General features: G+C 58.9%; 15 protein-coding genes. 12 read left to right on the forward strand and 3 right to left on the reverse strand.

Annotated features, from left to right (window positions below; all coding sequences use genetic code 11):
- Positions 1-131 precede the first annotated feature (131 nt).
- The 9 genes from ACQ4OB_RS25185 (at position 132) to ACQ4OB_RS25225 (ending at position 9027) form a co-directional block, all read left to right on the forward strand.
- Entirely contained in the window at positions 132-1463 is a 1332-nt protein-coding gene (locus ACQ4OB_RS25185; protein WP_430956673.1) for an OprD family outer membrane porin, read from the forward strand.
- Positions 1464-1811: 348 nt separating this feature from the next.
- Positions 1812-3176: an OprD family porin gene (locus ACQ4OB_RS25190; RefSeq protein WP_430956674.1), complete on the forward strand. Its 1365-nt coding sequence runs from the start codon at positions 1812-1814 to the stop codon at positions 3174-3176.
- Between the two features lie 296 nt (positions 3177-3472).
- Positions 3473-4111, forward strand: coding sequence for a peroxiredoxin (locus ACQ4OB_RS25195; protein ID WP_046053759.1), 639 nt, complete (start codon positions 3473-3475; stop codon positions 4109-4111).
- A gap of 237 nt (positions 4112-4348) precedes the next feature.
- The gene (gene ssuE, locus ACQ4OB_RS25200; protein ID WP_430956675.1) at positions 4349-4942 is read left to right on the forward strand and encodes an NADPH-dependent FMN reductase; all 594 of its coding nucleotides are present in this window, start codon (positions 4349-4351) and stop codon (positions 4940-4942) included.
- Positions 4943-5043: 101 nt separating this feature from the next.
- Positions 5044-6009, forward strand: coding sequence for a sulfonate ABC transporter substrate-binding protein (locus ACQ4OB_RS25205; RefSeq protein WP_102616110.1), 966 nt, complete (start codon positions 5044-5046; stop codon positions 6007-6009).
- 26 nt (positions 6010-6035) lie between these two features.
- Entirely contained in the window at positions 6036-7184 is a 1149-nt protein-coding gene (gene ssuD / locus ACQ4OB_RS25210) for an FMNH2-dependent alkanesulfonate monooxygenase (protein WP_008026018.1), read from the forward strand.
- 8 nt (positions 7185-7192) lie between these two features.
- Complete coding sequence (gene ssuC / locus ACQ4OB_RS25215) at positions 7193-7975, forward strand: aliphatic sulfonate ABC transporter permease SsuC (protein ID WP_430956676.1); 783 nt, start codon at positions 7193-7195, stop codon at positions 7973-7975.
- A complete protein-coding gene (gene ssuB, locus ACQ4OB_RS25220) occupies positions 7972-8778 on the forward strand; it encodes an aliphatic sulfonates ABC transporter ATP-binding protein (protein WP_102616108.1) in 807 nt (268 codons plus the stop codon). The genes ssuC and ssuB overlap by 4 nt, the downstream gene beginning before the upstream one ends.
- Before the next feature lie 33 nt (positions 8779-8811).
- Positions 8812-9027 carry a TOBE domain-containing protein gene (locus ACQ4OB_RS25225; protein WP_003229256.1) on the forward strand — a complete coding sequence of 72 codons (216 nt, stop codon included), beginning with the start codon at positions 8812-8814 and terminating at the stop codon, positions 9025-9027.
- A gap of 94 nt (positions 9028-9121) precedes the next feature.
- On the opposite strand, the gene ACQ4OB_RS25230 is transcribed toward ACQ4OB_RS25225, so the two are convergent.
- The 3 genes from ACQ4OB_RS25230 to ACQ4OB_RS25240 all read right to left on the reverse strand — a co-directional run bounded on the left by ACQ4OB_RS25230 (position 9122) and on the right by ACQ4OB_RS25240 (position 12125).
- A complete protein-coding gene (locus ACQ4OB_RS25230; protein ID WP_102616107.1) occupies positions 9122-9886 on the reverse strand; it encodes a hypothetical protein in 765 nt (254 codons plus the stop codon).
- A gap of 15 nt (positions 9887-9901) precedes the next feature.
- Entirely contained in the window at positions 9902-10534 is a 633-nt protein-coding gene (locus tag ACQ4OB_RS25235; RefSeq protein ID WP_430956677.1) for a TetR/AcrR family transcriptional regulator, read from the reverse strand.
- Between the two features lie 214 nt (positions 10535-10748).
- A complete protein-coding gene (locus tag ACQ4OB_RS25240; RefSeq protein WP_008150449.1) occupies positions 10749-12125 on the reverse strand; it encodes a glutamine synthetase family protein in 1377 nt (458 codons plus the stop codon).
- Between the two features lie 278 nt (positions 12126-12403).
- Here ACQ4OB_RS25240 and ACQ4OB_RS25245 point away from each other — a divergent pair, with 278 nt between their 5' ends.
- Genes ACQ4OB_RS25245 through ACQ4OB_RS25255 form a run of 3 tightly spaced genes read left to right on the forward strand, consistent with a single transcriptional unit; the run spans position 12404 to position 15999 of the window.
- On the forward strand, positions 12404-13180 hold the full coding sequence (locus tag ACQ4OB_RS25245) for a gamma-glutamyl-gamma-aminobutyrate hydrolase family protein (RefSeq protein WP_430956678.1): 777 nt from the start codon (positions 12404-12406) through the stop codon (positions 13178-13180).
- Between the two features lie 37 nt (positions 13181-13217).
- Positions 13218-14576, forward strand: a complete 1359-nt coding sequence (locus tag ACQ4OB_RS25250) for a glutamine synthetase family protein (RefSeq protein ID WP_074871785.1) — start codon at positions 13218-13220, stop codon at positions 14574-14576.
- Positions 14577-14634: 58 nt separating this feature from the next.
- Positions 14635-15999, forward strand: a complete 1365-nt coding sequence (locus ACQ4OB_RS25255) for an aspartate aminotransferase family protein (protein WP_074871784.1) — start codon at positions 14635-14637, stop codon at positions 15997-15999.
- Positions 16000-16022: the final 23 nt, after the last annotated feature.

Raw genomic sequence — 16022 nt, forward strand, 5'->3', positions numbered from 1 at the left:
CCATGGTCGTAGACACACAAAGTTACGATTGACTTGTGAGTCACGGTCTGGCGCTAATCGCGGATCTTAGGAGCCCGGGCGAACGACCCAGGACCAGGAACACAAGAATTAGAAACGAGAGGAGCGAAACAATGAACAAGTCCACCTTGGCTCTGGCCGTGGCTGTAGGGGTTTTGGCGCAGCAGGCAGGCGCCGCCGGTTTCCTGGAAGACAGCAAGGCTTCCGTCAGTTCCCGCACCATGTATTTCAACGACGATAACCGTGATGCCGGTGGCTCGGATCAGAGAGAGAGCGGTGAAGGCCTCAAGTTCGATTATCTGTCCGGTTTCACCCAAGGGACGGTCGGTTTCGGTATCGACGCCCAGGCCCTTGTGGGTATCCATCTGGACGGCGGCAAAGGTCACCACCCAGCCAACAACAACACGTTCTTCCCAAGCGACACCGATGGTTCGGCCGTGCACGAGTGGAGCCGCGCGGCAGCCAACGTCAAGGCCCGCTTCTCGAAGACCGAAGCCCACCTGGGTGGCGCGCTGCAACCGAACATGCCGATCCTGGTTGCGAACGACAGCCGTCTGCTGCCACAGACCTTTGACGGTGGCACCCTCACCTCGAAGGAAATCGACAACGTGACCCTCAACGCGGGTCAGTTGGAGCACTCGGCAGGTCGCGCTTCTTCAAACTCCACCGGCCTGGCCGTGGCTGGCGGTACTCAGGACAGCAACCAGTTCCGCTACGCCGGTGCTGACTGGAAGGTCACCAAGGACCTCACCCTGCAGTACTACCACTCGAATCTGAAGGATTACTACAAGCAGGACTTCCTTGGCTTGATTCACGTTTTTCCGATCGACGCCAAACAGTCCTTCAAGACGGACCTGCGCTATTTTGACAGCGGCTCCGATGGCAAGAACGGCGATCCCGGTTACCGCTTCAACAACAACGGTGGTTTCGCCAAGACGCCAGGCGAGGTCGATAACAAGACCTGGAGCGCCATGTTCACCTACACCCTGGGTGGCAACGCTTTCCTGCTTGGTCACCAACGCGTCAATGATGACGGCGGTTTCGTCTACCTGAACCAGGGCAACGTGGTCGACAGCAATGGCCGTCCGGAAGCCAACGGAGGCGCGAGCTTCTACCTGTTCACCGATGCCATGATCAACGGTTTTGTCCGTGCCGGTGAAAACACCACCTTCGGTCAATACAGCTACGATTTCGCCGCTGCGGGTGTGCCGGGTCTGAAAGCCTCCGTGGCTTACCTGAAGGGCGAAAACATCAAATCCGCAACCGGTGGCAGCGATGCGTCCGAGTGGGAGCGCGACATGCGGGTGGACTACACCATTCAGCAAGGCGCGCTCAAAGGCTTGGGCGCAACGGTGCGTCATGGCGTCTACCGTGGCGACGCTGCTGGCATTGCCGACAAGGACCAGACCCGTCTGATCTTCAACTACACCTACAGCTTCCTCTAAAAACCATCCGGAAAAGCCTCGCTGGCAAGCGAGGCTTTTTTGTGGGTTTGTATATTCCAAATAGCAATTAATCAGTAATTTATTATTCTTTTTAGCTTTTATGATAAACGCCTAAAGTGAGTGGCACAGGAGCCGATACCTTGTGTCCCGACTCAGCGTAATAGCGCGAAGCCATATTCCTGAATGGCATGAAAAAAGATGAAATAATTCTTTTTGTGTTTATTATGCGGGCCAAAATCACAGGGTCAGACCATCGCCGTAGTTATACGGTCTGGTACTCACCGAGCTTTCAGGATCCAGGGCATTCGACCCAGGACCTAAAAATTAGAAACGAGAGGAGCGAAACAAATGAACAAGTCCACCTTGGCCCTGGCTGTGGCCGTAGGGGTTGTGGCGCAGCAGGCAGGCGCCGCCGGTTTCATCGAAGACAGCAAAGCTACTTTGGGGCTGCGTAACTTCTACATCAATAACGATAACCGTGATTCGGGTACCAAAGCTGCCGGTGCACAGAAGAAGAACGAAGAATGGGGCCAAGGCTTCGATCTGCGCTTCATCTCCGGTTACACCCAAGGCACCGTAGGCTTCGGTATTGACGCTATCGGTCTGTTGGGCGTGCGTCTGGATTCGGGCGGTGGCACTAATGGTGCGAGCCCTGCAACTGCCACGAACTATGGTTCTTATGGTGGTACTGTTTTTCCCAGCAAGTCCAACGGCGAAGCAGTTGATAACTTCTCCAGCCTGGGCCTGACTGCCAAAGCCAAGATTTCCCAGACCGAACTGAAATTGGGCACCCTGCAGCCAAAACTGCCAGTGATCGTGACCAACGACGGCCGTCTGCTGCCGCAAACCTTCCAGGGCGGCCAGATCACTTCGAACGAGATCAAGGACCTGACACTGGTCGGTGGCCAGATCGAGCACGTCAAGGGCCGTAACTCCAGCAACAACGAAGAGTTGTCGATCGCTGGTGCTAATGGTCGTACTGCTTCCGGCCGTGACAGCAACAAGTTCATCTACGGTGGCGGCGACTACAAGATCACCAAAGACCTGACTGCCCAGTACTACTACGGCAATCTGGAAGACTTCTACAAGCAACACTTCCTGGGTCTGGTACACAACTGGGCGATCGGTCCAGGTGTGTTGAAATCTGACCTGCGTTATTTCAACAGCTCCGATGACGGTCTCAATAGCAACACTCCGACCTATTACAGCAGCGGTAACTACAACAGCACCGTCAACGGTAAAGGCAAGGTCGACAACAACCTGTACAGCGGCCTGTTCCTGTACACCGTTGCCGGTCACACCTTCGGCGGCGGTTATCAGGTCAGCAACGGCAGCAGCGACTTCCCTTGGTTGAACCAGGGTGACGGCTCGTCGGCTTACCTGACTACCGACAGCCAGATCGCCAAGTTCGCCCGTGCCGGCGAACGTACCTGGCAGGCACGCTACTCGTATGACTTCGCCAAGGTTGGCGTGCCTGGCTTGACCGCCGGCATGGTTTACTTGCATGGCGACGACATCGATACCCGTTCCCCAGCAAGCACTGGCAGCTCCGAATGGGAACGTGACCTGACCGTTGGTTACGTCGTACCGGAAGGCCCGTTGAAAAACGTTGGCCTGATGTGGAAAAACGCTACATGGCGCACCAACATCCCGGGCCAACGCGACCAGGACGAAAACCGCCTGATCGTCAGCTACTCGATCCCGCTGTTGTAATAGCGCTCGCGTAACTGAAGTAAAAAAAAGCCCCGCCCGGCATCTCGCCGGGCGGGGCTTTTGCGTTTTCAAGTCAGGCTCACCCCCGTAAACCCTCCTCGAAATTTCCCTCTTTGTGCAGCAACTCAAGGCCTTCTCGAACCTTGAGGGCGATAGTCGTCCTGACCGCTGCCGAGGTCCAGTGAACAGTTTTTTAATATTCATTAATGATCTAAATAAATCGATATTTATTCTTTTTAATGAATAAGAAATACAGGCACAGTTGCCCTCAACAAGCACTCACCAGGAGCAGCACCATGAGCCTCAGACTGGGCGATATCGCCCCCGACTTTGAACAGGATTCCAGCGCCGGCACCCTCCGTTTCCACGAATGGCTGGGCGATAGCTGGGGCGTGCTGTTTTCCCACCCGGCGGACTTCACCCCGGTGTGCACCACCGAGTTGGGCTTCACTGCCAAGCTCAAGGACGAGTTTGCCCAACGCGGCGTGAAAGCCATTGCCCTGTCCGTGGACCCGGTGGACTCGCACCACAAGTGGATCGAAGACATCAACGAAACCCAGAACACCCTCGTCAACTTCCCGATCCTTGCCGACGCCGACCGCAAGGTCTCGGACCTCTACGACCTGATCCACCCGAACGCCAACGACACCCTGACCGTGCGTTCGCTGTTCGTGATCGACCCGAACAAAAAGGTTCGGCTGACCATCACCTACCCGGCGAGCACCGGCCGTAACTTCCATGAAATTCTGCGGGTGATCGACTCGCTGCAACTCACCGACAACTACAAGGTAGCCACCCCGGCCAATTGGCAGGACGGTGATGAAGTGGTGATCGTGCCGTCGCTCAAGGACGAAGACGAAATCAACAAACGCTTTCCCAAGGGCTATCGCGCGGTGAAGCCGTACCTGCGACTGACGCCACAACCGAACAGATAACTCAGCTGACTCTCGTTCCCACGCAGAGCGTGGGAACGATTACCACAAAGCAGGGGATTTCAGGCCGTTTATACGGCCTGTTTTTTTGCCTGGGAAAAGACATTCCTTATAGATCTGCAAGGAATAACCAAATGAATAAATATGATTTATGGATATAACAATCACCTGTTAAGGTCACTTCCATCAAAGCGAGATCGCAAGCCGCGAATCGCCCACACCGTTCAAGGAATCGTCTGAATGTTGGTTGTCTCAATCGGTGGCAGTCCTAGCCAACGCTCCCGTTCCGGGGTGCTGCTGGCACGCTCTCAACGCTGGTTGCAGGAGCAAGGTGTGGAAGTGGTGAGTTATCAGGTGCGGGACTTCCCGGCCGAGGATTTGCTGCATGCGCGCTTCGACAGCCCGAAGGTGATCGACCTGCTGCAACAGATTGAAAACGCCGATGGCCTGCTGATCGCCACGCCGGTCTACAAAGCGTCGTTCTCCGGCGCACTGAAAACTGTATTGGACCTGCTGCCCGAGCGTGCCCTGGCCCACAAAGTGGTATTGCCAATGGCCACCGGCGGCAGCATCGCGCACATGTTGGCGGTGGACTACGCGCTCAAACCGGTGCTGTCGGCGTTGAAAGCCCAGGAGATGCTCCACGGGATTTTCGCCGTAGACAGCCAGATCGCTTATGGCGAAGGCAGCGCCCAGGCGCAGTTGGCACCGGAACTGGAAGAACGACTGAATGAATCGCTGGAACTGTTTTTCAGCGCCATGGCCCGACGGCCCAAGCCGATCGATCCGAACCTGTTGAATGAACGTTTGTTGAGTGCTCGCTGGAGCATTTAAGCCAGCACTCAAGCCACACCTGAAATTGAAGTACTCACCTTACTCAGCCGCCAACGGCCAAGCAGGTGCAGCCAAAACCCAACTGCAAAAAGGAGAGCGCCATGCGCACTGTCATTTTGCGTCGTGGTCTGGTCGCTCTGTTTGCTGCGGCTGTCACCTTCGGCGCCATTACTCAAGCTCAAGCCGAGACGCTTCGAATCGGCTATCAAAAATACGGCACCCTGGTGCTGCTCAAAGCCAAAGGTACATTGGAAAAACGCCTCGCCGCCCAAGGCGTGGACGTGCAATGGACTGAATTCCCCGGCGGCCCGCAATTGCTCGAAGGGCTGAACGTCGGCTCCATCGACTTCGGCGTGACGGGTGAAACGCCACCGGTATTCGCTCAAGCCGCCGGCGCCGATCTGCTCTACGTCGCCTACGAACCACCCGCGCCTCACAGCGAAGCGATCCTGGTGCCGAAGGACTCGCCGATCAAATCGGTGCTGGACCTCAAGGGCAAGAAAGTCGTCCTGAACAAAGGCTCCAACGTTCACTACCTGCTGGTCCGCGCATTGGAAGATGCCGGCCTCAAATACACCGACATCCAGACCGTCTTCCTGCCGCCGGCCGATGCCCGCGCCGCGTTCGAACGTGGCAGCGTCGATGCCTGGGTGATCTGGGATCCGTACCAGGCCGCCGCCGAACAACAGTTGCAGGCGCGCACCCTGCGTGATGGCCAAGGCATCGTCGACAACCATCAGTTCTACCTCGCGACCAAACCTTATGCGCAGAAAAATCCGCAGGTAATCAAGACCCTCGTGGAAGAAGTGCGCGCGGTCGGTGAATGGTCCAAGGCCAATCCCGTCGAGGTGACCCAACAAGTCTCGCCGCTGCTCGGCCTGCCCGCCGACATCACCCTCACTTCGATGAAGCGCCAAGGTTTCGGCGCACTGTTCATCACGCCAGACGTGGTCGCCGCGCAACAGAAAATCGCCGATACCTTCTATCAGCTCAAGCTGATTCCAAAGCCACTGAGCATCAAAGACGTGATCTGGACGCCTCCGGCGGCCGTTGCCAACGCTCAGTAATTCGAATCCCCAAGGAGACCACTCCAATGAGCCTCAATATCTTCTGGTTCCTGCCTACCCACGGCGACGGCCATTACCTTGGTACCGCCGAAGGCGCTCGCGCCGTCGACCACGGTTATCTGCAACAAGTCGCGCAAGCGGCGGATCGGCTGGGCTTCGGCGGGGTGCTGATTCCTACCGGGCGTTCTTGCGAAGATTCGTGGCTGGTGGCCGCGTCGCTGATCCCGGTGACCCAGCGTTTGAAATTCCTCGTCGCCCTGCGCCCCGGGATCATTTCCCCGACGGTGGCCGCGCGTCAGGCTGCGACGCTGGATCGCCTGTCCGGCGGCCGTGCCTTGTTCAATCTGGTAACCGGCGGTGATCCGGAAGAATTGGCCGGCGACGGTTTGTTCCTGACTCACGAAGAACGCTATCAAGCCTCGGTGGAATTCACCCGCATCTGGCGCCGCGTGCTGGAAGGCGAAACCGTCGATTATGACGGTCAGCACATCAGCGTGAAAGGCGCGAAGTTGCTCTACCCGCCGATCCAGCAACCGCGTCCGCCGCTGTATTTCGGCGGTTCTTCGGAAGCGGCGCAGGATCTGGCAGCCGAGCAGGTTGAAATGGTTTTGACCTGGGGCGAACCGCCGGCCGCCGTTGCCGAGAAGATCGAACAAGTGCGCGCCAAAGCCGCGAAGCTCGGGCGCACCGTGCGCTTCGGCATTCGCTTGCATGTGATCGTTCGTGAAACCAATGCCGAAGCCTGGCAAGCGGCGGATCGGCTGATCTCTCATCTGGACGACGACACCATCGCCCGCGCCCAGGCTTCTCTGGCGCGCTTCGACTCGGTCGGCCAGCAACGCATGGCCGCCCTGCATGGCGGCAGCCGTGACAACCTGGAAGTCAGCCCCAACCTGTGGGCGGGTGTCGGCCTGGTGCGTGGCGGTGCCGGTACGGCATTAGTGGGCGACGGCCCGACCGTGGCCGCCCGCGTGAAGGAATACGCGGACCTGGGCATCGACACGTTCATCTTCTCCGGTTACCCACACCTGGAAGAGTCGTACCGTGTCGCCGAATTGCTGTTCCCGCACCTCGATATCGAGCGTCCGGAACTGCCGAAAAGCGCCGGTTACGTCAGCCCGTTTGGCGAGATGGTCGCCAACGACATCCTCCCCAAAGCCGCCTCGCAGAGCTGAGGCGCGCCATGAAGAAACTTATCCATACCCTCGCGCCATGGGCGTTGCCGGTGTTGCTGCTGGCGGTGTGGCAGTTGTCGGTGTCGGCGGGCTGGTTGTCGACACGGATTTTGCCGGCACCCATCGCCGTCATCGAAGCCGGCGTCAGCCTGGTGCGCAGCGGTGAAATCTGGACGCACCTGGCGATCAGCGGCTGGCGCGCAGCGCTGGGCTTCGCCATCGGCGGCAGCATCGGCCTGGCTTTGGGCTTCATCACTGGCCTGTCGAAATGGGGCGAACGGCTGCTCGACAGTTCGGTGCAGATGATCCGCAACGTGCCGCACCTGGCGCTGATTCCACTGGTGATCCTGTGGTTTGGCATCGATGAGTCGGCGAAGATTTTCCTGGTGGCGTTGGGCACGTTGTTCCCGATCTACCTCAACACTTATCACGGCATTCGCAACGTCGATCCGGCGCTGGTGGAAATGTCCCGCAGTTATGGCTTGTCCGGTTTCAGCCTGTTCCGTCAGGTGATCCTGCCGGGCGCGCTGCCTTCGATTCTGGTCGGCGTGCGGTTCGCGCTGGGCTTCATGTGGCTGACGTTGATCGTCGCGGAAACCATTTCCGCCAGCTCCGGCATCGGCTACCTGGCGATGAATGCCCGGGAGTTCTTGCAGACCGACGTGGTGGTCCTGGCGATTCTGTTGTACGCGGTGCTCGGCAAACTCGCCGACCTCGCGGCCCGTGGGCTTGAACGCGTGTGGTTGCGCTGGCACCCGGCCTATCAGGTTGTCAAAGGAGGTGCGGCATGACGGCTCAACAACCTCCACGCCTGCTGCGCGGGATTCCGCTGGCAGTGCGCAAACTGCAGAAGACGTTTGGTGCACGACAGGTTTTGCGCGAGATCGATCTGCACATCCCGGCGGGTCAGTTTGTCGCCGTGGTCGGTCGTAGCGGTTGCGGCAAAAGCACCTTGCTGCGCTTGCTCGCCGGTCTCGACAAACCCACGGGCGGTGAACTGCGCGCGGGCTCCGCGCCCCTGAGTGCGGCGCGGGAAGACACTCGATTGATGTTTCAGGAAGCGCGCTTGCTGCCATGGAAAAAGGTTATCGACAACGTCGGCCTCGGGCTCAAGGGCAACTGGCGTGCGCAAGCGCTGGAAGCGTTGGAGTCGGTGGGCCTGGCTGATCGCGCCAATGAATGGCCGGCCGCCTTGTCCGGCGGCCAGAAGCAACGCGTGGCCCTGGCCCGCGCGCTGATTCACCAACCGCGTTTGCTGTTGCTCGACGAACCGCTGGGCGCGCTGGATGCCCTGACCCGAATTGAAATGCAGCAGCTGATCGAACGGCTCTGGCAGAAGCACGGTTTCACTGTGTTACTGGTCACCCACGACGTCAGTGAAGCGGTGGCGATTGCCGACCGGGTGATCCTGATCGAAGAGGGCGAAGTCGGCCTCGACCTCCACGTTGAGTTGCCGCGCCCTCGGGTTCGTGGCTCCCATCGGCTGGCGGCGCTGGAAACCGAAGTCCTCAATCGCGTGCTGGCGTTGCCCGGCGAACCGCCGGCACCGGAACCTGTTTCACCATTGCCCACGCAATTGCGCTGGGCTCAATAACTCAAGCCTTATCCAACGACAGGAATCAACATCATGACGATCAAAGCCATCAACGTTCGCAACCAGTTCAAAGGCTCCATCAAGGAAATCGTACTCGGCGACGTGCTGTCGGAAATCGACGTACAGACCGCTTCCGGCATCGTCACCTCGGTGATCACCACTCGCTCGGTGAAAGAGCTGGAACTGGTGGTCGGCAGCGAAGTGATCGCGTTTGTGAAATCCACCGAAGTGTCGATCGCCAAGTTGTAAGCGGGTGCGCAAACAACAACCCCGAATGGTTTAAGCCCTGATCGTTCCCACGCTCTGCGTGGGAATGCCTCTACGGACGCTCTGCGTTCGGCTCTCAGGGCTCCGGCGCGCAGCGCCAACCGGCGGCGGGCGCGTAGGAGCCGAGTGAAGACAACAGGCGTGGGTCGCGGAATATCTCGCCGGCGTTTGGATCGATGTCTGCCGGTAACAGTGGTTGCCCGGTCAGCATGGGCAGTGTCGAATAGTCGATGTGCCACGGGGTTTGCCCGGCATGGTGGCGACCGAAAGAGAGTTCGCAGGCAAGCTGTTGCGGGGCGGTTGCCGTATTGATGTGTTCACGCAAATGGCCGCCGGGATTGAGCGCGACCGCGCGGCTGGCGGCGAACAAAAAGTAGTCGCCGGCCAGCACCAGGCAGGCAACGCGTGTTGGATCATCAACCGCCTGCAGCCACTGGCCGCGACAAGTGCCGCGAGAGTCCGGCAACCGCTCCCAGATCTCGTAGTAACTGTCGTCCAGAGCGGTTTCGATCAGGCGTTCGCTGGTTTCGAAATGCATGCGTCCGATGTCTTCTTCGGTGCTGACCGGCTGGTAGTCGAGTTTGCGATGCCACTGGCAAATGTCGCCGTCGACCTGGGTCACGCCGGCGAAGCCTTTTTGCTCGCTCAGGGTCAGCAGGTCAGCGTGATTCTGTTGCTCCAGCGGCAAGGCCGGAAGCGGGGCAGGCGGGATGCGCAGATCGGCAAACAAGCGCGGTGTTTGCAGCCAGTACACAGCCGTTTCGCTGTCGACGCGCCCCGACTGGAATTTGATCAGGCGTCGTTGCCACACGCCAAGGTAGTTGTCTGGAACGTGCGGCATGAAGACCTCGTTGTATTACAGGCTGCGCTTGGGCAGATAGGGCGGCAAATACAGGCTCAGGTAGGCGTCGAATACTCGCATGCCTTCCTCTGCCATGCGCGGCGTGATCTGCCCGTGTTGTTGCACCGAGCGCGCATAGACGCGATCGCCCAGCTCCATGGCCAGCGCAAACACGTCGACATCATTGGGAAGCCTCGGCAGTTCGAAGTGATGATCGAACAGCTTGTGCATCAGGTCGCCGAGTTCGATGTCGTGCTGGCGGTCGGCCTGGGTGACTTCGGTCAGCCCGTGCTGGGCAAGGATCAGTTGGCGGGCGGCGGCGTCTTCGTCGTAGATGTCGAGCATGCGTTGTTCCACCAGGCGCGACAAATCGCGCCAGCCGTGGAGGGCGTCGTGGTCGATGGGCGCTTGCAGGCAGGCACGGAATGCCGCATGGACGTCGGCCGTCAGGGCTTCGAGCAGCGCCGGGACGCTGGCGAAGAAGTGGTAGACGGAGGAGGGCGGGATCTCTGCGCGCTCGGCGACGCTGTAGATCGACAGGCTGGCCACGCCCTCGGCAGCCAGCAGCGTGCGGGCGGCATCGAGTATCGAATCGATCCGGGCCTGGCTGCGGGCGCGGGGTTTGCGAAGGGTGGCGGTGCGCGTCATTGAAGTCTCCTGCGGGGCAGCGGGCATTGTACGAGCAGGCATCTGTGTTGTCTGCCAGGACGCCATCGCGAGCAGGCTCGCTCCCACATTTGATTTGTGGGTACCTGTGGGAGCGAGCCTGCTCGCGATGAGTCCAACTCGGTTTAACTGAATAAACCCCATAAAAAAACGCCGCAAGCTGTGAGGCCGGCGGCGTTGTTTTTACTGCAACCGCTTACACGGTATGCAGGTACCAGTTGTACTCGAGGTCGGAGATGGAGTGTTCGAACTCCTCCAGCTCGCTCTCTTTGCACGCGACGAAGATATCGATGTATTTCGGATCGATGTACTTGGCCATGACTTCGCTGTCGTCCAGCTCGCGCAATGCATCGCGCAGGTTGTTTGGCAGGCTTTGCTCGTTCTGCTCGTAGGAGTTGCCTTCCACGGGTGCGCCCGGCTCGATCTTGTTGGTCAGGCCGTGGTGCACGCCTGCCAGGACCGAAGCCATCAGCAGGTACGGGTTGGCATCGGCGCCGGCAACGCGGTGCTCCAGACGGACCGCGTCGGCGGAACCGGTCGGCACACGCACCGCAACGGTACGGTTGTCCAGACCCCAGCACGGTGCGTTCGGCACGTAGAACTGTGCGCCAAAACGACGGTAGGAGTTGACGTTCGGGCAGAGGAAAGCCATCTGCGCCGGTAGGGTCTCGAGCACACCGCCGATCGCGTGACGCAGTGCGGCGTTCTGCTCGGGATCCTCGCTGGCAAAAATGTTTTTGCCATCTTTATCAAGAATCGAGATGTGGACGTGCAGACCGTTGCCCGCCTGGCCCGGGTAAGGCTTGGCCATGAACGTGGTGTCCATTTCATGGTCGTAGGCGATGTTTTTGATCAGGCGTTTCAGCAGGACCGCGTAGTCGCAGGCCTTGATCGGGTCGGCAACGTGGTGCAGGTTCACTTCGAACTGCGCCGGGGCACTTTCCTTGACGATCGCGTCGGCAGGGATGCCTTGCTCTTTCGCACCTTCCAGAATGTCCTGGAGGCAGTCGACGTATTCGTCGAGGTCGTCGATCAGGTAAACCTGGGTCGAATGCGGACGTTTGCCGGAGATTGGCGAGCGAGGCGGTTGTGGGCGACCGTTCACGTTCTCCTGGTCGATCAGGTAGAACTCCAGTTCGAACGCGGCGCAGATCGTCAGACCCATCTCGTCGAACTTGGCAACAACTTGACGCAGAACTTCACGGGGATCCGCGAAGAAAGGTTCACCTTCAAGTTCGTGCATGGTCATCAACAGTTGCGCGGTAGGGCGCTTCTGCCAAGGTTCATTGCACAGGGTGTCAGGGATTGGATAGCAGATTCGGTCAGCATCGCCGATGTCCAGGCCCAGGCCGGTGCTTTCCACCGTCGAGCCATTGATATCCAGAGCAAATAGAGAGGCCGGCAGGTTGATGCCTTTCTCGTAAACCTTGTGGAGGCTGGTGCGTTCAATGCGCTTGCCGCGCACCACACCATTCATATCCGCAATCAGAAGGTCAACGTACAGAACCTCAGGATGTTCCTTAAGGAACGCGTTCGCTTCGTTAAGCTGAACGGCACGCGGGGGTACCGACATGATGCAACACCTTTGTTGTTAAAAATATCAATCATTGATCTCTTCGGATTCCAGTCAACCCGAACGGCATGCCGAAGTCAAGCGAGGCCTTTTTTGCCCTAAAAAAGCACCCATTGAGCTTTTTTGAGGCACTTTGGGGCGTTTTTATGCCTTTGAGCGCTTTAGCGTCTGCGGGCTTGAGCGGGCCGTGTTGTATTTTTTACGGGGGTGTTGTGTAAAAAAATGAACAAGGCTAAGCTCGATTCAAACCCATAACAGCAATAATACCGGGGTGCTTCATGTCTCGCCTGCCGTTAATCGGCGTCACCGCCTGCTCTAAGCAGATCGGTCTGCATGCTTATCACATCAGTGGCGACAAGTACGTCCGCGCCGTGGCCTCGGCGGCCAAGGGCCTGCCGGTGATTCTTCCGTCCCTGGCCGATTTGCTGGCACCGTCCGATATTCTGGACGGTCTGGATGGCATCCTCTTTACAGGTTCACCTTCCAATATAGAACCGTTTCACTATAGCGGCCCCGCCAGCGCGCCGGGCACTGCTCATGATTCTGCACGTGATGCCACCACCCTCCCGTTGATCCGCGCCGCTGTCGAGGCCGGTGTTCCCGTGCTCGGCATTTGCCGCGGCTTCCAGGAAATGAATGTGGCGTTTGGCGGCACCCTGCATCAAAAAGTTCACGAAGCCGGTCCATTCATGGATCACCGTGAAGACGATAGCCTACCGCTTGAAGGACAGTATGCGCCAAGTCATCCGGTGCACATTCAACCGGGTGGCGTGCTCGCGGGCCTGGGGCTGGCGAGTGAGATACGGGTCAATTCGATTCATGGCCAAGGCGTTGAACGTCTGGCGCCGGGCCTTTGCATTGAAGCCATGGCGCCTGACGGGTTGATCGAGGCCGTCTCGGTCCCGCAGGGCAAGAGTTTTGCTTTGGGAGTGCAATGGCATCCCGAATGGCAGGTAAGCTCAAACCCGGATTACCTTGCGATCTTCCAGGCATTTGGCGATGCCTGCCGTAAGCGCGCATTACAACGCGACGCCGATGCGTCAAACAACGCCTGACTTATCAGAGTCAGGAAACTCAGCCTAAGAGGCATTTATGAGTAACAACCTCGACCAGCTCACCGATTGGTTGAAAGACCACAAGATCACAGAAGTCGAATGCATGATCGCCGACTTGACCGGGATCACCCGGGGCAAGATTTCGCCGACCAACAAGTTCATTGCCGAAAAAGGCATGCGCCTGCCCGAGAGCGTTCTGTTGCAGACCGTGACCGGCGACTATGTCGAAGACGACATCTATTACGAACTGCTCGACCCGGCCGACATCGACATGATCTGCCGCCCCGACCAGAACGCGGTGTACCTTGTGCCCTGGGCCATCGAGCCCACCGCTCAGGTGATCCACGACACCTACGACAAGCAAGGCAACCCGATCGAGCTGTCGCCGCGCAACGTGCTCAAAAAGGTGCTGAAACTCTATTCCGACAAGGGCTGGCAGCCGATCGTGGCGCCAGAAATGGAGTTCTACCTGACCAAGCGCTGCGAAGACCCGGACTTCCCGCTGCAACCGCCGATTGGCCGTTCCGGTCGTCCGGAAACCGGTCGTCAGTCCTTTTCGATTGAAGCGGCGAACGAATTCGATCCGCTGTTCGAAGACGTCTACGACTGGTGCGAATTGCAGGAACTGGACCTGGACACGTTGATCCACGAGGACGGCACGGCGCAGATGGAAATCAACTTCCGTCACGGCGATGCCCTGTCCCTGGCCGACCAGATCCTGGTGTTCAAGCGCACCATGCGCGAAGCCGCGCTCAAGCACGATGTGGCTGCCACCTTCATGGCCAAGCCCATGACCGGCGAGCCGGGCAGTGCGATGCACTTGCACCAGAGCATCATCGACATCGAGACCGGCAAGAACGTCTTCTCCAATGAAGACGGGAGCATGAGCCAGCTGTTCCTGAACCACATCGGTGGTTTGCAGAAACTGATCCCCGAGCTGTTGCCGCTGTTCGCGCCGAACGTCAACTCGTTCCGCCGCTTCTTGCCGGACACCTCGGCGCCGGTGAACGTGGAATGGGGCGAAGAGAACCGCACCGTGGGCCTGCGGGTTCCGGATGCCGGGCCGCAAAACCGTCGGGTGGAAAACCGCCTGCCGGGCGCCGACGCCAACCCGTACCTGGCGATTGCCGCGAGCCTGCTCTGCGGTTACATCGGCATGGTCGAAGGCCTCAACCCGAGTGCGCCGGTGGTGGGGCGCGGCTATGAACGCCGCAACCTGCGCCTGCCACTGACCATCGAAGACGCGCTGGAACGCATGGAACACAGCGCGACTATCGAGAAATACCTGGGCAAGAAATTCATCACTGGCTACGTCGCGGTCAAGCGGGCCGAGCATGAAAACTTCAAGCGCGTGATCAGTTCGTGGGAGCGGGAATTCCTGCTGTTCGCCGTCTGATGCGCCGGGCGCCGCTGATGTTGGCGGCGCTCTCACTGAAAATCTTAGGAGAGTTCGCATGACCAGCAACAACCCGCAAACCCGTGAATGGCAAACCCTGAGCAACGATCACCACCTGGCCCCGTTCAGCGATTTCAAGCAGCTGAAAGAGAAAGGCCCGCGGATTATCACCAACGCCAAAGGCGTTTATCTCTGGGACAGCGAAGGCAACAAGATCCTCGACGGCATGGCCGGCCTGTGGTGCGTAGCCATCGGCTACGGTCGCGATGAACTGGCCGATGCCGCCAGTAAACAGATGCGCGAACTGCCTTACTACAACCTGTTCTTCCAGACGGCTCACCCACCGGTGCTGGAACTGGCCAAGGCCATCTCCGACATCGCGCCACAAGGCATGAACCATGTGTTCTTCACCGGTTCCGGTTCTGAAGGCAACGACACCATGCTGCGTATGGTTCGTCACTACTGGGCGATCAAGGGTCAGCCGAAGAAGAAAGTCATCATCAGCCGCAAGAACGGCTATCACGGTTCCACCGTGGCCGGCGCGAGCCTGGGTGGCATGACGTACATGCACGAACAAGGCGACTTGCCGATTCCGGGCATCGTCCACATCGCGCAGCCGTACTGGTTCGCTGAAGGCGGCGAGATGACACCGGAAGAGTTCGGTGTCTGGGCGGCCAATCAGCTGGAAGAGAAGATTCTGGAAGTCGGCGTGGACAACGTCGGTGCCTTTATTGCCGAGCCGATCCAGGGTGCCGGCGGCGTGATCATTCCGCCAGCCACCTACTGGCCGCGCATCAAGGAAATCCTTGCCAAGTACGACATCCTGTTCGTGGCTGACGAAGTGATCTGTGGTTTCGGCCGTACCGGCGAGTGGTTCGGTAGCGATTTCTACGACCTCAAACCCGACATGATGACCATCGCCAAAGGCCTGACCTCCGGCTACATCCCTATGGGTGGCCTGATCGTGCGTGATGAAGTGGTTGAGGTGCTCAACGAAGGCGGCGATTTCAACCACGGTTTCACCTATTCCGGGCACCCGGTGGCCGCTGCGGTGGCACTGGAGAACATCCGCATCCTGCGCGAAGAAAAAATTATCGAGCGCGTTCATGCAGAAACGGCACCCTATTTGCAAAAGCGTCTACGGGAACTGAGCGATCACCCGTTGGTGGGCGAAGTGCGTGGCGTGGGTCTGTTGGGGGCCATAGAACTGGTTCAGGACAAAGCCACTCGCAAACGTTTCGAAGGCAAGGGCGCCGGCATGATTTGCCGCACGTTCTGCTTCGAAAACGGCCTGATCATGCGCGCCGTGGGCGACACCATGATCATTGCTCCGCCACTGGTGATTACACCGGCTGAAATCGACGAGTTGGTGACCAAGGCACGCAAGTGCCTGGACCTGACCTTGAGTGCGTTGCAGGGCTAAGTGCTAGGCTCTGAGCGAGGTGT

This window comes from Pseudomonas sp. ES4 (assembly GCF_050586665.1).
GTDB classification, from domain to species: domain Bacteria; phylum Pseudomonadota; class Gammaproteobacteria; order Pseudomonadales; family Pseudomonadaceae; genus Aquipseudomonas; species Aquipseudomonas frederiksbergensis.